Annotated in this window: 13 protein-coding genes and 1 pseudogene; 3 read left to right on the top strand and 11 right to left on the bottom strand. The window is 43.7% G+C overall.

Features of this window, described 5'->3' with window-relative positions; all coding sequences use genetic code 11:
- Positions 1 to 59: 59 nt before the first annotated feature.
- The 6 genes from purH to mrcB form a co-directional block, all read right to left on the bottom strand.
- Positions 60 to 1,640 (bottom strand): bifunctional phosphoribosylaminoimidazolecarboxamide formyltransferase/IMP cyclohydrolase, encoded by a 1,581-nt coding sequence (gene purH / locus VLA57_RS01485; protein ID WP_201550986.1) that lies wholly within the window; start codon positions 1,638 to 1,640, stop codon positions 60 to 62.
- Positions 1,641 to 1,841: 201 nt separating this feature from the next.
- Positions 1,842 to 2,102, bottom strand: a complete 261-nt coding sequence (locus VLA57_RS01480) for a helix-turn-helix domain-containing protein (protein ID WP_201551075.1) — start codon at positions 2,100 to 2,102, stop codon at positions 1,842 to 1,844.
- 216 nt (positions 2,103 to 2,318) lie between these two features.
- The gene (locus VLA57_RS01475) at positions 2,319 to 3,581 is read right to left on the bottom strand and encodes a DUF3426 domain-containing protein (protein WP_333954126.1); all 1,263 of its coding nucleotides are present in this window, start codon (positions 3,579 to 3,581) and stop codon (positions 2,319 to 2,321) included.
- 179 nt (positions 3,582 to 3,760) lie between these two features.
- The gene (gene prmA / locus VLA57_RS01470) at positions 3,761 to 4,687 is read right to left on the bottom strand and encodes a 50S ribosomal protein L11 methyltransferase (protein WP_149409569.1); all 927 of its coding nucleotides are present in this window, start codon (positions 4,685 to 4,687) and stop codon (positions 3,761 to 3,763) included.
- A gap of 116 nt (positions 4,688 to 4,803) precedes the next feature.
- Entirely contained in the window at positions 4,804 to 5,676 is an 873-nt protein-coding gene (locus VLA57_RS01465; protein ID WP_333954125.1) for a tetratricopeptide repeat protein, read from the bottom strand.
- Between the two features lie 99 nt (positions 5,677 to 5,775).
- Positions 5,776 to 8,259 (bottom strand): penicillin-binding protein 1B, encoded by a 2,484-nt coding sequence (gene mrcB / locus VLA57_RS01460; protein ID WP_333954124.1) that lies wholly within the window; start codon positions 8,257 to 8,259, stop codon positions 5,776 to 5,778.
- Between the two features lie 416 nt (positions 8,260 to 8,675).
- On the opposite strand from mrcB, the gene VLA57_RS01455 reads away from it, so the two are divergent.
- Positions 8,676 to 11,540 (top strand): heavy metal translocating P-type ATPase, encoded by a 2,865-nt coding sequence (locus tag VLA57_RS01455; RefSeq protein ID WP_442968856.1) that lies wholly within the window; start codon positions 8,676 to 8,678, stop codon positions 11,538 to 11,540.
- A 110-nt stretch (positions 11,541 to 11,650) separates the two neighbouring features.
- Here VLA57_RS01455 and VLA57_RS01450 read toward each other — a convergent pair whose 3' ends face one another.
- Positions 11,651 to 12,373, bottom strand: a complete 723-nt coding sequence (locus VLA57_RS01450) for a Bax inhibitor-1/YccA family protein (protein ID WP_011513970.1) — start codon at positions 12,371 to 12,373, stop codon at positions 11,651 to 11,653.
- Between the two features lie 298 nt (positions 12,374 to 12,671).
- Between VLA57_RS01450 and VLA57_RS01445 the strand changes: the two genes are divergently transcribed.
- Both VLA57_RS01445 and VLA57_RS01440 read left to right on the top strand, forming a co-directional pair.
- Positions 12,672 to 13,676 carry an NAD(+) kinase gene (locus tag VLA57_RS01445; protein WP_020443747.1) on the top strand — a complete coding sequence of 335 codons (1,005 nt, stop codon included), beginning with the start codon at positions 12,672 to 12,674 and terminating at the stop codon, positions 13,674 to 13,676.
- A gap of 55 nt (positions 13,677 to 13,731) precedes the next feature.
- On the top strand, positions 13,732 to 14,043 hold the full coding sequence (locus VLA57_RS01440) for a YeaC family protein (protein WP_333954123.1): 312 nt from the start codon (positions 13,732 to 13,734) through the stop codon (positions 14,041 to 14,043).
- A 95-nt stretch (positions 14,044 to 14,138) separates the two neighbouring features.
- On the opposite strand, the gene VLA57_RS01435 is transcribed toward VLA57_RS01440, so the two are convergent.
- From VLA57_RS01435 to alaS, 4 genes and pseudogenes are all read right to left on the bottom strand, one after another.
- On the bottom strand, positions 14,139 to 14,513 hold the full coding sequence (locus tag VLA57_RS01435; protein ID WP_011513967.1) for a HopJ type III effector protein: 375 nt from the start codon (positions 14,511 to 14,513) through the stop codon (positions 14,139 to 14,141).
- A 170-nt stretch (positions 14,514 to 14,683) separates the two neighbouring features.
- Positions 14,684 to 14,851, bottom strand: a pseudogene (csrA, locus tag VLA57_RS01430) (carbon storage regulator CsrA); the annotation flags it as partial.
- A gap of 411 nt (positions 14,852 to 15,262) precedes the next feature.
- Positions 15,263 to 16,549, bottom strand: coding sequence for an aspartate kinase (locus tag VLA57_RS01425; RefSeq protein WP_011513965.1), 1,287 nt, complete (start codon positions 16,547 to 16,549; stop codon positions 15,263 to 15,265).
- Positions 16,550 to 16,882: 333 nt separating this feature from the next.
- On the bottom strand, positions 16,883 to 19,555 hold the full coding sequence (alaS, locus tag VLA57_RS01420) for an alanine--tRNA ligase (protein ID WP_333954122.1): 2,673 nt from the start codon (positions 19,553 to 19,555) through the stop codon (positions 16,883 to 16,885).
- Between the last annotated feature and the right edge of the window lie 217 nt (positions 19,556 to 19,772).

Below are 19,772 nucleotides of genomic sequence, written 5' to 3'. Positions count from 1 at the left end.
CAGTGGCTTTTTTTATTCAAGAGGATGAGTTTTTAATGAGAATAGCGCTCAATCACAAATTAATGACGGAAATGACGCATACCGGTGAATACCATGGCGATACCGTGCTCATTTGCAGCAGCAATGGTTTCATCATCACGCATAGAGCCACCCGGCTGGATAATCGCCGCAATACCTACTTCGGCAGCGTTATCGATACCATCACGGAATGGGAAGAAAGCATCAGATGCCATAACCGCGCCTTCGGTTGCAAGTCCAGCATGCTCCGCTTTAATAGCAGCGATACGAGCTGAGTTAACACGGCTCATCTGACCTGCGCCGACACCAATGGTACGCTGACCTTTAGCATAAACGATGGCGTTAGATTTGACGTATTTTGCAACGTTCCAGCTAAACAGTAAGTCAGCAATTTGTGCTTCGGTTGGTTGCACGTCTGTGACGATTTTTAAGTCATTGGCAGTAATTAACCCTAAATCTTGCTCTTGCACCAGTAAGCCACCATTGATGCGCTTGTAATCAAGCTGGCGGTCACGTAATTCAGGTGCTGGCAAGTCGCCGCAGACCAAAACGCGCACGTTTTTCTTGCTAGCTGTCGCTTCAAGGACACCGTCTTCAATGCTTGGGGCAATAATGACTTCAACAAACTGATTGTCGATAATGGCTTTAGCAGCGGCAAGTGTTAATGGGCGGTTAAAAGCAATAATGCCGCCAAAAGAAGATTCAGGATCGGTGCTGAACGCAGTGCGATATGCTGCTACTTGATCAGTGTCGACAGCAACGCCGCAAGGGTTGGCATGCTTTACAATCACACAGGCAGGCGTACTAAAAGCTTTCACACATTCAAGCGCGGCATCAGTATCGGCGATATTGTTATAAGACAATGCTTTGCCTTGCAATTGCTTAGCAGTAGCAATAGATGCTTGCTTGCTTTTTAAAGCATTGTTTTCAACATAGAACGCTGCTTTTTGATGCGGGTTTTCACCGTAGCGCAGGTCTTGCAGTTTTTCTAGCTGAACGTTAAAGGTACGTGAAAAATCTTCCGGTTCTTGATTCTCGTTAACACGGCTGCCTAAGAAGTTGGCAATCATCCCGTCGTATTGTGCCGTATGCTCAAACGCTTTGACCGCTAAATCGTAGCGTAAGGCATGGGTCAGTGTCGTACCATCACCCAAGGCTTCAAGTACACGCGTATAATCAGCTGGATCAGTCACAATACCAACATGTGCATGATTCTTTGCCGCTGAACGTACCATCGTAGGTCCGCCAATATCGATATTTTCGATGGCATCATTCATGGTAACGTCACTACGGGCAATCGTTTCTGCAAATGGGTAAAGGTTTACGACTACCAAATCAATACGCTCAATCTCGTGCTCACTCATCACCGCATCATCTGTGCCGCGGCGTCCCAAAATGCCACCGTGAATCTTGGGATGAAGCGTTTTGACCCGACCATCCATCATCTCAGGGAAACCCGTATAGTCTGATACTTCAGTGACAGCGACATTATGCTCTGTGAGTAAACGGAAAGTACCGCCAGTCGATAACAGACCAAAACCTGCTTTAATCAGACCTTGAGCGAACTCAACGATATTGGATTTATCGGAGACCGACAGTAGTGCTAGTGGGGCTTTACTCATAAAAAAATTTCCATAAAAAAAGCCTGACGTAAACGTCTGGCAAGGTAACAATGACAATCAGTATAGAGCATATCGTGAGTGATAAGATCATAAACTACAAACTGCCATACATAATATCAGTTAGGGTAGGTAAGCGTTTCATAAATAGGATTGATGGTACTTATTAATAAGTCAGATTTATCAAAAACATTATTTATAGTATTACATTAAACCATATATTTTGAGCTTTTTGCGTAGTGTACCGCGATTTAGACCTAAAATCTGCGCACACTTGGTTTGATTACCACGGCTCTTTTCTAACACCACAGACAGCAAAGGTTGCTCTATCTCTTTTAAAATAAGCTCATATAATTCAGTTGGTATCTCATCACCTAACATTGCAAAATATTGACGCACCACACGTTCAACATGTATCCGTAATGGCTCATGCGCATGACCTGTGTCATCTAAAGCAGATTCCACATTACGGATTGAGCGATGGTAGTCCTCTTCATAATAATCAAGATTACCAGCGCTTTTGTTAACATGACTGGCATTGTACTGTGCCTGTGGTGTCATAAGATAATGTCCTTGGGGTTAAAGAGTAAAACCATGAGGCTCTCGTTGGCTATTATATCAAAATCAGCAGCGATCATCTTAAGAAGATGAGGTTAATGAGCGAATATCAGTCAGCGAACATCAGTAAATGGGATTAATAGCAATTTTACTAATTTGAGCATTGGCAATAGGTACCGTAAAGAGTAACTGCTTATGACCATTAGAAGCTAATTGACTTTGTTTACCAACCAAGTACTTATCTGGTGGAGCGATAAACTCACCAATCAGCGCATTGGCACCATATACACTGACTTTTATATGAGGATATAGCTGTGCTTGTGAGCTTTGGTTATTTAGAGTAGCACTTATATCACTAGAATCAGCTGCACTGTTTATTTGACCGGCTCGGTATCTGATGTCACTCAGAGTTAATGCAGTCAAGTCAGCACTGGGCAGGCTACAAGCTGCAATCGTACATATCGTCTGTAAGCGCTGAGCATGTGCAGGATTTTTAACTAAGTTATTTAAGTTAAACATAATGTACTGAGCAAAAAGTAGTAGTACTAGCACCAAACAGCCTAATGTCCATAGTAATGAAGCTACTGAACGATGGGATGGTGTTGGTGAGAATTTGGCTTGCGCTTGTAATCTTTTGGCATATGCCGCTTTACTACGGTCTTCCTCTTTAAAGTCGACGCCCATACTAATGAGTAATTGCGATAAATCAGTATCATTGGTTGGCGTATCTTCGGGTGGGTGCTGTTCTTTCAGCAGTTTTTCGAGCCACGAGTCATCAGCATCATTATCAATATTGGCATGAATACTGTTAGCCGCCGTTGAGCTTAAAGCCACTTCTGCGGATGAAGGAGAACGGTTTGAATGCTTAGTAGAGGTAGAAGTTTCTTCAAATAAATCAATAGATGTATCTGAATGTTTATCTAATTTTTTCGCAGTACTTCTTGCTGATAGAGCGCTTTGGGTAGCGTTATTGTTATCAGTGGCTTGTGTAAGCCACGCATCCATACTATCTAGTGAGTCGTATTCTAGACTCTTGTCAGCAGATGCCTCAATATCAATATCGATATCGTCATGAATCATGTCATCATGTATCATATCGTCATGAATTAGGATATCTGTATCATTTGAGTTTGCAGCAGCTAAAATAGAATGTTTCTTATGAGAGGTTCTGTCATTAATTTTCTTATCACGCTCGCTAGAAACTTCTGTACCTGTCAGCTTATGATTGCTGTCTATATCAGCAGTGACGATAAGATTGTTATTCACCAAAAACATTTGCTGGCAATGTTCACAACAGACTGTCGCGGTTTTTTGATTTAACTGGGTATTTTTTATATTAAAAATGGTATGACAATGAGGACACTGGGTTTTAATGGGTGTGGTCATAGAGTTGAATCCAAAAAGGTATCAGTAGGAATACCGTATAGCCACTCACCAACCGCTGCCAATTACTTCAATGTCATTGTTGAAGTATTATTAATTATAAACTACAGGCAACTCTAGAGTAGCGCCAAATACACAACATTTAACTACTACTCTATCGTAACAGATGTAATTTAATGTTGCTAGCCTGTAAATGTACCAGACAATCTCTGCCAATGTTGATCTTCTTGTGCAGTAAAAGCATGCTTAGGATCAAGCGCAAAATAAGGCTGATACGCTTCGGTCACTTGCTCAGTTTGTGATTCAATCAAACCGGCAAGGACGATACGACTTTTTGGTGCCATCAAGGTGACAAAATAAGGCGCTAGACCTATCAGTGGCTTGGCTAAAATATTGGCAACCATCACTTCTACAGGCGCTATATTTTGCTGTTGCCAAAAGGCAGTAAAGTCCTCTGGTAAAAACGCTTGCAAACGATTGTCGACCGAATTGCGTGCTGCATTTTGATTGGTTGCCAGTACCGCTTGCGGGTCAATGTCCACCGCATAAACATGGCGCGCGCCTAATAATAAGGCAGCGATACCCAAGATACCTGAGCCGCAACCATAATCAATCACTACTTTATCTGTAAGGTCCTGCTCAGTTAGCCAATCAAGACATAGGCGAGTGGTCGCATGGTAGCCAGTACCAAATGCCAAGCCTGGATCCATTATGATGTTTGTCGCTTCAGGATTAGGCGGAGTCAGCCAATTAGGTACAATCCACAAGTCATTGGCACACTCAATGGGTTTGTAATTGGACATCCATTCACGCTCCCAATCTTTGTCATCGACAGCACTTACCCAACTACGGCTCGCCTGTACTTGGGCTGCAATCTCATGACTGAGTTGCTCGATAACATCACGAGTTCCAGTCTCTATCGTAGCATCGAAGAGCCCTGTTAAAATTACCTCGTCCCATAGTGGTGATTCACCAGGAAGTGGCTCAAATAAAGGTTGGTCGCCTGCATCGTCAAGTGCAATAGATAGCGCGCCTGCTTCTAATAGTAGTGCTTCAGCAAGATCTACGTTGTCTTTTTCACATTGTAAGTGAAGTTGTTGCCATGCCATAAAAGTAACCTTGTTTCAAAATAAAAAATAGATAATAAAAATTAACGACCGACTATAAAAGCCTATTTTAGTGCTTATATAGTCAGTCGTCATGGTTAATCAAAAAGATAATACTGTTAGCGTAATGCTTGTTTGGCTTCTTTTATGACCCGTGCATTACCTTGTGCTTGTCCAGACTGTAAAATAATTTGCCATAACGCACGGCGGCGACTGCTGTCTTGAGAAACACTAAGCCCACGCCGTCCCATTGCTTCAGCCTTACGCGGTTGGTTTTTTTTGAGTGCCACTTGCGCAAGATAAAAATATACCGCTGATGATTTAGGTGCTAGGCGCTGAGCTCGGGTAAAGCTGCTCTCAGCGCCATTTAAATTGCCTGCCTTTAATTGCTCAGTGCCCACTTGCATCAGGTTACGAAAGGCGGGCAAGTTGCTATTATTGTTGGTGGTTTTCTGACTGCGCTGCGAGTTCTGCCGCGCACGCTCTAGTAGCTCATTATGCGACGGGATAGATGGCACATATATCACTTCATCTTCACGAGCAGGCGTAAGGATCACGGTATCAGGCTGAGTTACGATCGGAGTTTGACTCGTGCTTTGATTAGACCCCAAGATTACAGGTGGCTTTTCTGTTACCGATTCCGTTGGCGACTCTATTGATACAGGTGGATGATAAGGCTCGATAGGATAATTATCGTCAGTCTTATAAGCTTCAGTACTCTCAACACTTTCATAACCACTATGATCAGTGCGAGGGGTTTGCGTCACTATTGTGGATTGTTCAGGTTGCGTCGTTTTTTGACTACTGGTTGATGGTAAGGTTTGAGCAGAAGGCGATTTTATTGAAGTTGGTGCAGTCTGACAAGCACTTAAACTTAGCATGCCAAAACAAGCGCTAATTAAAAGAGCTGTATGCAAATGCTTTGGCTGTTTTTTGGACTGAGCTTCAATCGTCTGCTGAGTCAACAACGCTTGCAATATAGATAACGCCATATTAGAACCCTTTCTAAGTTTTAAAAATCTTAAAATCGTTCAGCTACTAACCTTTAAAGTCGAATTTTCAGCTATCACGACTGAAATAGAAGCAGTTCACTAAAACCATTCAACAGCACGATCATACCAAGTATCTACACGATTGGGTGTATCACCGTCTTGCTCGGCATCACTGCTGTTATTATCAATAGCCTCACCATCTGGAATCTCTAATCCTTCACGGCGACGTTGCTTGTTGATATTGCCTTGCTGATTTTGCCACTGCATCTGCTCGCGCGCACGATCCTGTTGGTATAAGCCAATCGCACAGCTGCTGGCTTCTTGAGGCAAATATGCTGACATAACAGGCAAGTAGCGTGCGCTGGCACAGCGCTCATTAGACAGCTTGCCTGAGTTGTTCTCTAACCATAGCCATTCGATGCCTTCTGGCTCTGGTAGCGCAACAGGTGTCAGTTTTAGACGATTCATATAATCAACCCAAACTGGCAAAGCACCGCTGCCGCCACTAAGCCCAATCGGTTTATTATCATCACGTCCAACCCAAACCACGCTGACATAGTTGCCACTATAACCGGCAAACCACGCATCGCGGTAATCATTGGTAGTACCTGTTTTGCCCGCAAGGTTTAGATTGCTACCAAGCGATTGCACGCGTCTAGCTGTACCGTTCTTGACCACATCTTGCAACGCATAATTAATTAAAAAGTTGGTCTCAGGCGGAATGCTGCGCTGAGTATTTAAGCCTGTGCGCTGCAAAATACTACCGCGATCATCAATCACACTACGGATACTGTGAATAGGCGTACGGAAACCACCCGTTGCAAATACTTGATAGACACCAAGCATGTCCATCGGGCTTAGATTGACTGAGCCCAATAATGCCGCAGGATAAGGGGGTATTTTCTCTTTAACGCCCATACGTTTTAATTGCTTGGCAAAGGTGTCGACTCCAAACTCCATCCCTAAGCGAACAGCGCTATGGTTATAAGATTGCGACAGCGCTGTGGTAAAGGGTATGTACCCATGATCACGATTGTCATAGTTTTTGGGATTCCATTCGGTACCGTCGCTTAGACTGACCGTAATAGGGGAGTCATCAACCGAACTTGCCAAATTATAGCGACCACTTTCGAGAGCGGTCATATAAATAATCGGCTTTAATAATGAGCCCACTTGGCGTTTGGCATCGACCGCACGGTTAAAGCCAGTAAATTCGCTGCCGCTACCGACAACAGAAACCAGCTCACCCGTCTCAGGGTTGGCACTGACCAGCGCCCCTTGTAAATCTTTGGTTTTGCTACCACTACGGCGTAGCTCGCCAAGCTTTCTCTCAACCGCTTTGTCCGCTGCCAACTGGGCAATAGGGTCCATCGTACTAATAATAATCAGACCTTCGTTTTTGAGATCATCGGAATAATAGACTTTATTTAGTTCACGCTTGACGATATCTAAAAAGTCAGGGAATTGGCTTTTACCTTCAACAGGCTTATCAACTACCCCAAGTGAATTTTTTAATGCTTTATCGTATTCTTCTTGACTGAGCGAGCCGACGGCCAACATATTGCTAAGCACAACATCGCGACGCGCCTTTGAATCGTTTGGATGGCGGCGCGGATTATAAACGCTCGGTCCTTTTGCCATACCGACAAGCAGTGCTTGCTGATCTAGGCGCAGCTCATTGAGCGGCTTATCAAAATAAAATTGTGATGCCAACCCAAAACCATTGATAGAGCGTTTGCCATTTTGACCCAGATAAATCTCATTGAGATATGCTTGCAAAATCTCATCTTTACTATAATGCAGCTCAAGTAGCACAGCCATCAAGGCTTCATTGGCTTTACGCTTCATTGTGCGGTCTGAATTCAGATAAAAGTTTTTGATCAGCTGCTGGGTGATGGTCGAGCCACCTTGACGTGATCCACCAGAGAAGTTATTGATGACTGCACGAGCGATACCACGTATCGATACCCCTTTATGTTCATAAAAACCACGATCTTCTGTCGCTATCAGCGCATCAATAAGCGGCTGCGGTACTTGATCTAACGAGACAACCATACGGTCTTCATTACTATCTGGGTAAATACCACCGATATTCACCGGTTCAAGACGGATAATGCCGGTTTTCGCCGCCACAGTACTTTGTACTGACTCAATCTTATCACCAGCAATAGTCATTTTGATGACTTGCTCTTGGTCTATATCATTAGCGCTATAAGTAAATCCACGTGTATGAATAAAATAGGTATTACCTGATTTATGATAAGTACCCGTGCGATCATAGGCTTTATTACTTTGATAGTTAAGTAGCTCAAGCCACTTCTTCATCGTGTCTTTATCGACGTTGGCGCCTTGATACAGCTCTAATGGCTGCGAATATACTTTGGCAGGAATATCCCAGCGTTTACCCTCAAACTTGTGAGTAATGGTGCGATCAAGTTTGACCAAGTATAGTGCTAATAGCACCATCCCAGCGATGACAACAATTAATAAAATACTACTAAACACCACACCGCGCTGCTGGGAAGGTAGCGTATTGATAGCAGGCTTAGAGGACTGTGGTTGCTTAGAATTAGATTTTTGCACTGATGACACACCATTTTGGGATGAAAAACTGCCTCATAATGACGCAAATTGACAAATTTTTCAATCTATCATCATCAACGCAGGCATTCATTTGCTCTCAGCACTCAGGAGTTATACTGCTGAGAGCCTGTGCTTATAGTATAATCTTTATAAAAGCAATGATGGTTATTTGAAAGTGTCCGCCACCTCTTATTGTCGTAACACTGTCTCAATTTTGAATAAGAGTAATGGTTTGCATTAACACGCACTATCTTAAAGAAGCATAACCATCAATGTCGCGTAGCCCCAAATATAGTAGTCAGTTAACCAATATACATCAAACATAGTGGTTTTCTCGATATCGAGTAGATCAGATGATAGAGCCTTGATTTAAAGCTATTTACTCAATGTTCTGTCTAAAGGAAATAAGTGCGATTATGTCCAGTATTCCATCTCCTATGCCGCCAACATCACCGACATTACCAAGGTCATCAAAAACCAATACTCATTATCAAGACAATTCTATTATTGACGGTCTGGTATTGCCGCTGGCGGGTCATTGCTTTCATTGCGGTGATCCCGTGCCGCAGCCGCCGTTTCATACCGATATATTAGGTAAATCGCGTGAGATGTGTTGTATGGGCTGCCAGTTAGCTTCACAAAGTATCGTGGAAGCGGGGCTTGAGCAATATTATCTTGATCGCTCGGAGATTAACCGTACGGCAAGCTTACCCGTTCAGATGACCCGCCTTGAAGCTTATGACCATGATGAAATAAAATCACAGTTTGTCTACGCCCAAGACGGTATGTCGGTAGCAGAGTTGTCTGTCAATAATCTGCGCTGCGCCGCTTGTACGTGGTTGATTGAATCGCGGCTGGATGAGTTGGATGGCATCAGTAAATGTCAGGTTAATTTGACCAATCAACGCATGCGGGTGATTTGGGATGAGACCAAGCTACCGATTAGCCGGATTCTTGCGGTTATCAATGAAATTGGCTATGAAGCCAAGCCTTATCGGCAAGATACCCACGAAGCCATGCTAGCACGTCATAACAACCAAATGCTAATAAGGCTTGGCATCGCGGCACTCGGCTCAATGCAAGCGATGATGTATGCCGTGGCAATTTATTTCGGTGAATATAGCGATATGCTGATATTTCAGCGCGATTTTTTGCGTTGGGTGTCTTTATTCGTCAGTACGCCAGTATTCTTTTATGCCGGTGTACCATTTTTTACGTCAGCATGGTCAGCGATTCGTGCTCGCCAAGTCAATATGGACGTGCCCGTTAGTATTGCCTTGATTGTCACATTTTTTGCCAGTCTATTTGCCACCATTACTGGACAAGGGGAGACCTATTACGACTCAGTCAGTATGTTTATTTTCTTCTTGCTGGCAGGTCGTTATATTGAGCACAATGCGCGCCTAAAAGCGGCAACTATGGCAAACGATTTGGTGGTAGTTGAGCCAGTATTGGTACAGAAAATTGCTGAAGACAAAGACTCTGCTGCAAGTATTTTGCAGCTATTAGAACAAAATAGCGTTCAGAAAAATTCGCTTAAACAAGAAAGCGAAGAGTCTGTTAATAAGGTTGATGATGGAGCTGTTAATGGGGCTGTTATCGTAGTTGGTAATGAGGTAAATAGTCAAAGTACAGTGAGTGCTACGCCTAATTTTACGCAAAGTATGGATGCTAATGTCTATCAGTTAACATCACGTATTGCTCAAGAATGGCAGCAGACTCGTCAGCAACGATTAACTGTCTCAAATACAAACGATGAGGCAAAAGAAAAGCAGATGGTGACCGCTCATAGCTTGCAAGTGGGCGACATCATCATGGTTGAGGCAGGTTCTGAGATTATCAGTGATGGTATCTTGCTCAGTTCAACCGCCACAGTTTCTCAAAGCCTACTGACAGGTGAAGGTGATTTAATCACTAAGCCCCAAGGCGACTATATCGTCGGCGGTGCACAAAACGACAGCCAACCATTTGAGATGTTGGTCACAGCGCTACCAGAAGACAGCCAAATCGGTTTGATTGACAGGCTAATGAATCGGGCAATGAGTGAAAAGCCAAAACTCGCCCAGCAAGCAGATAAGCTAGCACGTTGGTTTGTGGCGCGTATTTTAGTATTATCTGTCTTGGTATTTATTGGCTGGTATATCGTTGACCCAAGCCAAGCGATTTGGGCAACGGTGGCGGTATTGGTCGCGACATGTCCTTGTGCGCTGTCTTTAGCAACACCAATTGCGCTTACTGTATCGACCAATAGATTGGCTAGTTATGGGTTTTTGACGACGCGCGGGCATACCCTACAAACGCTTGCTGAAATTACCCATGTGGCATTTGATAAAACGGGAACCTTGACCTATGGTAAGCCCAATTTATTAAACATTAAGCTACTTACTGATACAGGTGTCATCACAAAGGCAGATGAGCAAAGAGACAATGTATTGGCCATTGCGGCGGCGTTAGAGGTAGGCAGTCGCCATCCGATTGCTCATGCGCTACTGACCGCTGCCTATCAGCTGCATCTGCCAGCGACACAAGCGCTGCAGCATTATCCAGCAGGTGGCGTGGAAGCAATGATCGATGGTGTGCTATATCGTATTGGTCATGTAGATTTTGCTTTAGACATAATGAATAATGCTGCCAATGCGGATAACGACTTAATGATTGATTTAGTTGCCGAGCGCGCCAGCTCAGCGGTAGTCTTATCTTATCAAAAGGATGAATCAGCAAGCTGGCAAGCACTGGCATGTTTTTATTTTAATGATAAGGTACGTGATAGCGCTCAATCTATGCTCGATAGCCTGAAAGCACTAGGTATCGAGCCTGTCATGCTCACAGGTGACCCAAGTCCGCAAGCCTTGGTAATGGCTGAAAATTTGGGTATGCAGTCTGCGTATAACGGTCTGTCGCCAATGGACAAGGTCAAACATATTCAACAGCTACAAGCTCAAGGTGCAGTAATATTGATGGTTGGTGATGGTATTAATGATGCGCCAGTATTGGCAGCGGCAGACGTTTCAACCTCGATTGCCGGTGCAGCAGATTTGGCGCAAGTATCTAGTGATAGTATTATCCTAAACGGACAAATCGAAGCTATTATTGCGGCGAAACGTATCGCTGATAAAACCAAACGTATTATCAAACAAAACTTGCGCTGGGCACTTATTTATAATGGTAGTGTATTGATACCAGCAGCTTTGGGTTATGTGCCACCTTGGCTTGCTGCTATTGGCATGTCACTAAGCTCGTTATTTGTCGTATTAAACGCGCTGCGTCTAAAACGTGCTTAATTTAAACCAGCTTAAACTCATTTAAACAAATTTCTGAAGATTACCCATAAAAAAACCGCCTTTATAAAAGACGGTTTTTTTATTTCAATGACTATCGAACAGCTATTTGACTAATCTTGTAGATAGCTTAATAGACGCATAAATTCGATATACATCCACACTAGCGTTGCAAGAAGACCAATACTGAATAACCATTCGTAGTCTTCTGACACACCCATTGCCACACCACGCTCAATATTATCAAAATCTAATAACAGCGTAAAAGAGGCGATAACAATCACAAATAAGCTAAAGCCAATAGCGATAGCGCCACCTTCAAACAAGAAAGGCAAGCTTGAACCAAATGCTAAAGAAAGTACCCACTGCGCCACATAAACTAGCATGATAGCGATCAAGGCTGAGGTGACGATTGAGCGGAATTTTTCAGTCACTTTAACCAAACCTGAACGGTATAGCCCTAGCATTACGGCTGCGGTGACAAAGGTCGCACACATCGCAGTGACAGGCACGCTTGGGTACATGCGCATAAAGAATAGCGAGATGCCACCTAAAAAGATACCTTCTAATAAAGCATAAGGTACGGCGAGCGTCTTAGCTTTTTGCGGTTTAAAGGTAATGAAAATCGCTAAGCCGAAAGCAGCAAACATACTACCAAAGGCTGCCATCGTGATAAAACCTTGTGATAAACCTGCCATCAACGCATAAAAGAAAAATCCAATACCAGTAATCGCCGATAAGCCAAGCAATAAACTGGTTTTTTGAATCACGCCCTTCACTGTCATCGGCGCACCGCCGACGGCAAGCTCTGCGCGACTGACAATAGGATTGGCCATAAAGTTGTCCTCAATGAAATATAAATAATAGTTATGTCAGCTACTTTAGCAAAATCGCCATTATTGTCAACGGTGTTTACGTGACAGCGTATAAGGCTTTGCGCAACTATTGAGTCGATTATTGCTCCTATACACAGCGATATCAAATAGCTAAATAGATACGCCCGAAACAGCGCATGTTGGCTTTTATATGGGGTCAATTACGACCGTTAACAACGATAATTGATAAACAGGCTAGTCTAAACGCCCATTTCTCGTTATCATTACTCTGTAATTTACCATCATGCCGAGTCGTTTTATGGAAACCTCAGCGCAGTCCGCAAGATTGCCGCACCTACATGAATCAGAGCTGTTCCACGCTATCAAAAATCCAGCTTTTCGCCGTATTGGCTTGATGGGTCGTGCCGGAAAGCGCAGTGTAACCCAAAGTCTTGGGCAGATTGCCCAGATAATTAACGACATGAACCTTACGTTGATTATGGATGTGCAAACCGCTAACTTGCCAACTCTGAATCTCACTGATATTGAGAGAGTCAAAATTGTTAAGCGTAGCCTTATCGGCGAGATTTGTGATTTGGTCATCGTGGTTGGCGGTGATGGTTCTATACTCCATGCTGCCGAAGCACTAGCGCGCTATCGTGTACCTGTCTTGGGGGTTAACCGTGGTCGCCTTGGTTTTTTAGCCGATGTCAAACCTGATGAGGCTGCTTTCAAGCTACGACAAGTACTGATGGGCGATTATCAGTTAGACCATAGATTTTTACTGACGATGGAGATTCGTGAAGGTCGTAAGATTATTCATGAAGACATGGCACTCAATGATATCGTATTGCACGCTGGTAAGTCTGTCCATATGATTGATTTTCAGATGAAAATCGATGGGCATGATGTCTATCGGCAGCATAGTGATGGTCTCATCGTAGCGACACCGACGGGCTCGACAGCTTATGCGCTCTCTGGTGGTGGTCCTATTATCCATCCAAGCATGGATGCCATATGTTTGGTGCCTATGCACCCGCACACGCTGTCAAGTCGCCCTATTGTGGTCAGTGGCACCAGCGAAATTTGTATTCGTATTCATGAGGACAACCGCACCCAGCCGATGGTCAGTGCTGACGGTAAACCCAGCACGCCGCTTGAACAAGAGCAGCGTCTATATATTCGTAAGCATCCGGACAAATTAACCTTGCTACATCCGCCAGGGTTTGACTTTTATGAAGCGTGCCGGACGAAGTTACACTGGAATGTGCATGCTGAGGAATTCAGTCTCGACGCTGATGATGATATCATGGACGATGAATAAGCGTCTTTATTAGACAAAAATGTGATATAAAAAATAGTAGTGGAGAGTAGGCACGATGGATAAACAAACGATATTAGCAAGCCTAACACCTGAAGTGGTCGATAAATTTCGTATGGCAATTGAGCTTGGCAAATGGCAAGACGGTCGTAAGCTGACTGCTGAGCAGCGCGATACCTGTATGCAAGCCGTGATGGTATGGGAGCATGAACATCTGGCGCCTGCTGAGCGAACTGGCTATATTCATAAGCCGGTCAGAGAAGATGGTTCGGTCGTTGGTGCTGAATGTGATGTTGAACATGAACATCATTATCCCAATATGCCCAATCCGAAAGGCGCGGTACAGCCCGTGAAGTTTCGCGATAAATAGACTTACTATGTAAATGCACTGATAAAAAATGAAGCATAAAAAAAGCCACGCTATCATCATAGTGTGGCTTTTTTATAATCGTCAATCATAAACCATTAAAGCGTGCTGGTATCTACGCTGGGGCGCAGTGTTAATGGATTCTTCTCCATTAAAAAACCTTGCCAGCCCCAATGTAAAAAATTGCGAATATTGGGATGATCAACTCCTTTAGGCGTCGCTTGAACCGTTTGGTAATGCTCACCAAACAACTTTAGCGTATCTAATTGATTTAAGCCGTGATGCTTTGCAAAACCAAAAATCTTGGCGCTGCCTTCGTTTTCACCAGCAGCATTATGTGCCATGCCATTCACAAAAGGCGCTGGCGCATAACGATAAAAATCATCAATAAAACTGATGACATCATTGAATCCAATGGCTTTTTTATTCAAACCATTAAGTAGAGCCGATACATCTGATTGGCGGATACTCATAAATAAATGACCTCAAAGCTGTTAAAAAGCCAAAACTAGCATGCTTGATACAAGCTTAATGATTATTGATAGTTGGATATGAAGCTAACAGGTTAGCGATTAAAATAGTCTTCATCATCAAATGAAGGCGCAAAGCTGCCTTGCTCAAGATGCTGCATTTGCGACTGTACCGTGCGCTCATGTTGAATGCGCTGATAAATCTCTTCGCGGTGTACGGCAATATCTTTTGGCGCATCAACGCCGATACGTACTTGATTGCCTTTGACACCTAGGACAGTCACACTGACCTCGTCGCCAATCATTAGCGTTTCGCCCACGCGGCGTGTCAAAATTAACATGCGTCACACTCCTTATGTCGCATCAACAGATTATTACTCATCAGATTGCGTCTCAATTACAGGACATTATCGCTGCACAAAATAGGCAGCTGTTATAAAGTAAATGTCATAAACATTGTTTTATAAATTTTACCCAAAATAGGATGCTAATAGCGATAATGATAGATAAATTCATTTAGCCCAAATGAAACCCTCATTATAGGGGGCATAACAGATACTGTCACGGGTTTTCACAAAACTATTGGTTTTATAATAACCTTAGCAATAATAAAAAAAGAAAATAGGGTCTTAATAAGACCCTATTTAATTAAGTATTAAGCATTATTAAAAATAATAAATCGCAGTCTATTGAACAAATGTTAAAGCCTATTATTTTTATACGGCTTTAGTAAAGTGTTCATACGCTCATTCTTATAAACCAGCGATTTTGCTTTCACCGTCTTCACGATCAAGACCAAAGGCCGTATGCAGTGATCTTACCGCTTTTTCCAGATACTGCTCTTGGATAAGAACAGATACCTTGATTTCACTGGTCGATATCATTTGAATATTGATGTTGTTTTCCGCAAGGGTTTGGAACATAAGACTAGCAACACCTGCGTGCGAGCGCATGCCGACGCCGACTAATGAGACTTTAACCACCTCATCATTGGCCAATATTTCTTTAGCACCGATTTCATCTTTGACTTCGCTTTCTAGTACTTTCATGGTTTTTTCCATGTCTGTACGATTAACGGTAAAAGTAAAATCAGTCATACCATTGGTAGATAGGTTTTGCACGATCATGTCAATTTCGATATTGGCGCGGCCAATAGGGCTGAGGATAGCAGAAGCAATGCCAGGGTGATCAGGGACACCGCGTACGACGATTTTTGCTTCGTCTCGATTAAAAGCGATACCTGAGATGATTGCCTGTTCCATATTGTCTCCTTCGTCTATCGTAATTAGGGTGCCGACATTGTCTTGAAATTCTTGGTCGAAGCTACCATCGTTGTTTTCATCAAAGCTAGATAATACGCGCAGCGGTACGCCGTATTTGCCAGCGAACTCTACTGAGCGAATCTGTAAAATCTTAGAGCCAAGACTTGCCATCTCAAGCATTTCTTCAAAAGTAATCTTTTCAAGTTTTTTGGCTTTTGAGGTGACGCGCGGGTCAGTGGTATAGACGCCATCAACATCAGTATAGATTTGGCATTCATCCGCGCCTAAAGCCGCGGCAATCGCCACGCCTGTCGTATCAGAGCCGCCGCGCCCTAATGTCGTCGCATTGCCTTCTTCATCGATACCTTGGAAGCCTGCGACAATAACGACGTTGCCGGCATCTAGCTGCTCACGGATGTTTTTGTCATCGATACTTTCGATACGCGCTTTATTGTGAGCATTATCGGTTTTAATAGCGACTTGACGACCGGTAAATGAACGTGCACCGATACCTAACTCTTTAATCGCCATGGCAAGCAGTGAGATAGACACCTGCTCGCCGGTTGAGACCATTTGGTCATATTCGCGAGGATCGGGCTGGCTACTGATTTGGCGTGCTAAATCAATCAAACGGTTGGTTTCACCGCTCATGGCAGACACGACAACGACCACTTGATGACCATTGTCATGCCAGCGTTTGACTCGTTTGGCGACGTTTTTGATGCGGTCGATACTGCCCATCGAGGTGCCGCCATATTTTTGTACTATTAACGCCATAAAAATCTACCTATTATTCACCAATGGTTATCTGTTATTGAGAGACATCAATTCATCATGGCACTGTCTAAATTAAGTGCTAGATTGATTTTAATAACGATAAAGCCAGATTATAAGAACTGCGCCCTTTGTTTTACTTTTTGATGGTTTACTGTCTTATTATGCCAATAGACTTCATACGCTGAAATAAGTCTAAGCGTTGACCTTTATATCATATTAGCGTCGTAAATTTAAGTATCAGAAGACATTAGATACATGGCGATTGGTTATAACCGTTATAACCAATCGCGTATCTTATCTCTGATTTAGTACAATATTGCTCAGCTTAAGGTATTAGCCAAGCTGGTCCGCAATCCAAGCAGGTAGGGCATTGACAACCGCACTAGTATTGGCAGCTTTTGGCGCGCCGCCTTGAGCATAGTCAGGTTTACCACCACCTTTACCACCCAGCTCACCTGCCAAATGACGAATGATGTCACCGGCTTTTACTTTCGCAGTCACAGACTTTGCCACACTGGCGGCTAGTGCTAACTGCTCATCTTTATCACCAATCAATACAATCACACTATCTGGTAGTTTTGATTTGATATCGTCCATTAGCGTACGGATAGATTTACCATCGATACCGCTTAATGTACTGATAAGTACTGGCGTACCAGCGATGGTTTGCACGTCATCAAGCAAGTTTGCAGCTTGGGCGCTGGCGATTTTTTGCTCTAAACGCTCTAGTTGTTTCTCAAGTTCGCGCTGCTTATCCGCCATGGTACGCACGCGCTGTGCAACCTCTGGACGTTTTACTTTTAGCTGACTGGCAAGCTCGCTCAGCTGCTGCTCACTTTGCTGGATATTTTTAATCGCATTCATGCCAGTGACGGCTTCAATACGGCGGATGCCAGCCGCAATACCTGATTCACTGGTAATTTTTAACACACCAATATCACCGGTACGTTTAACGTGCAAACCACCACAAAGCTCAATAGAGAAGGGCTTACGTTGACCATCGACGATACTGTCAGTGCCCATGGTTAAGACGCGAACGTCACTGCCATATTTTTCGCCAAACAATGCCATTGCACCTTGTTTCATCGCTTCGTCGATGGACATATTCTCGATGCGAGCAGGGGTGTTGGCTTGAATTTGCTCATTGACTAAGCGTTCGATACGCGTAATTTCAGCAGTACTGACGGGCTTGTCATAGGAGAAATCAAAACGTAATACTTCGCTTGATACTAGCGAGCCTTTTTGCGTAACTTCATCACCCAATACTTCTCTTAATGCAGCATGTAAGAGATGCGTGGCAGAGTGGTTTTTGGCACTGGCCGCACGGATGCTAGAGAGTACTTGTGCTTCAGCGGTTTGCTTAGTGCTAATGTCACCCATGGTCACGACACCATAGTGAATGATGGCTTGACCAGATTTTTTGGTGTCTTGCACTTCAAAAACGCCAGTCGCGGTGCGGATTTCACCAAGCTCACCAACCTGACCACCACCTTCAGCATAAAACGGTGTACGGTCAAGTACTACGACACCTTCCATACCTTCAGTTAGGCTATCGGCTGGATTGCCATCTTGATACAGCGCATCAATCGTGACACCTTCTTCTTCAAGCTGCTCATAACCGATAAAGGTGGTTGGGTTTTCTACTTGTATGACACTACTATAATCGACGTCGAATTTTCCTGCATCACGCGCGCGTTCACGCTGTGCTTGCATATGTTCATCAAACTCCGCTTCATCAATTACGATACCGCGCTCACGGGTGATATCAGCAGTCAAATCAACAGGGAAGCCATAGGTATCATATAGCTTAAATGCCGCTTCGCCAGAGAGGGTGTCACCATCTTGTAAGCCTTCAAGTTCGCTGGCAAGCAGGCGTAAACCTTGTGCTAAGGTTTTAGCAAATTGGGCTTCTTCTTTTTGAATGGCGTTTTCAATGACGCTTTGTTTGTCTTTTAGCTCAGGATAGGCAGTGCCCATCTCAGCGACAAGCGGTGCGACCATTTTATAAAAGAAATCGCTATCGGCACCAAGCTTATTACCGTGGCGTACTGCACGACGAATGATACGGCGTAGCACATAACCGCGACCTTCATTACTTGGAGTGACGCCATCAGCAATCAAAAATGAAACAGCGCGAATATGGTCAGCAATGACTTTTAATGATGACTGTTGCTGATTCTCAATTTCTAAAATCTCAGCCGCCGCATCCATTAAATGAGTGAATAAATCTATCTCATAGTTGCCATGTACGCCTTGCATGATGGCACTGATACGCTCAAGTCCCATGCCAGTGTCAACACTTGGGGCTGGTAGCGGCAGCATAGTACCGTCTTTTTGACGATTAAACTGCATAAAGACGCAGTTCCAAATCTCAATATAGCGGTCGCCGTCTTCTTCAGGCGTACCCGGTAAACCGCCTTCGATATCAGCGCCATGGTCATAAAATACTTCGGTACAAGGACCGCATGGACCGGTATCGCCCATGGTCCAAAAGTTATCAGAGGCGTAAGGCGCGCCTTTATTATCGCCAATACGGATAATGCGCTCGCTTGGGATACCGATGTCTTTATGCCAAATATCAAAGGCTTCGTCATCAGTCTCATAAATGGTCACATACAAGCGATTTTTATCGATTGCTAGCCATTCGTCCGAGGTCAAAAATTCCCAAATATAACCAATACCGGCTTGCTTAAAGTAATCGCCAAAAGAGAAATTACCAAGCATTTCAAAAAACGTATGATGGCGCGCCGTATAGCCGACGTTATCCAAATCATTATGCTTACCACCAGCACGTACGCACTTTTGCGAGGTTACCGCACGCGTATAATCACGCGGCTCCATACCCAAAAAGGTCTCTTTAAACTGATTCATACCAGCATTAGTAAATAGCAATGTCGGGTCATTGTGTGGAATCAAACTCGATGAGGCGACGGGGGTATGCTGCTTGCTTATGAAAAAATCGATAAAAGCTTGACGAATATCGGCTGAGCGAAATGGCTGGCTCACAGCGGCTCCTTACTGACGGATGTATTTAGTAGAATAAGTAAAATAATTTTGCAAGCGATTTTAGCACAAACGTGCCAAGGGTGTTGAAGATTCCTAAGTAAATACATGGTAAACCCTATTCATTTTTTATTATAAACCAGACAATTTTATTTAGATTGTCAGTCGAATATTTCAATAGCAAGGATAAATAAGCACGTAGTCATAGGTCTTCCTGAAT

This window comes from Psychrobacter sp. S4(2024), from assembly GCF_036861305.1.
In the GTDB taxonomy this organism is placed as follows: Bacteria; Pseudomonadota; Gammaproteobacteria; order Pseudomonadales; family Moraxellaceae; genus Psychrobacter; species Psychrobacter cryohalolentis.
The sequence above is the reverse complement of the archived record's forward strand: the minus strand, read 5'-3'. Positions and strand labels throughout refer to the sequence as shown.

What these genes read in the sequence shown, in the direction of transcription:
- purH (WP_201550986.1), bottom strand. Translation starts at nt 1,640, where the DNA reads ATGAGTAAAGCCCCACTAGCACTACTGTCGGTCTCCGATAAATCCAAT.
- VLA57_RS01475 (WP_333954126.1), bottom strand. Translation starts at nt 3,581, where the DNA reads ATGACCACACCCATTAAAACCCAGTGTCCTCATTGTCATACCATTTTT.
- prmA (WP_149409569.1), bottom strand. Translation starts at nt 4,687, where the DNA reads ATGGCATGGCAACAACTTCACTTACAATGTGAAAAAGACAACGTAGAT.
- VLA57_RS01465 (WP_333954125.1), bottom strand. Translation starts at nt 5,676, where the DNA reads ATGGCGTTATCTATATTGCAAGCGTTGTTGACTCAGCAGACGATTGAA.
- VLA57_RS01455 (WP_442968856.1), top strand. Translation starts at nt 8,676, where the DNA reads ATGTCCAGTATTCCATCTCCTATGCCGCCAACATCACCGACATTACCA.
- VLA57_RS01450 (WP_011513970.1), bottom strand. Translation starts at nt 12,373, where the DNA reads ATGGCCAATCCTATTGTCAGTCGCGCAGAGCTTGCCGTCGGCGGTGCG.
- VLA57_RS01445 (WP_020443747.1), top strand. Translation starts at nt 12,672, where the DNA reads ATGGAAACCTCAGCGCAGTCCGCAAGATTGCCGCACCTACATGAATCA.
- VLA57_RS01440 (WP_333954123.1), top strand. Translation starts at nt 13,732, where the DNA reads ATGGATAAACAAACGATATTAGCAAGCCTAACACCTGAAGTGGTCGAT.
- VLA57_RS01435 (WP_011513967.1), bottom strand. Translation starts at nt 14,513, where the DNA reads ATGAGTATCCGCCAATCAGATGTATCGGCTCTACTTAATGGTTTGAAT.
- VLA57_RS01425 (WP_011513965.1), bottom strand. Translation starts at nt 16,549, where the DNA reads ATGGCGTTAATAGTACAAAAATATGGCGGCACCTCGATGGGCAGTATC.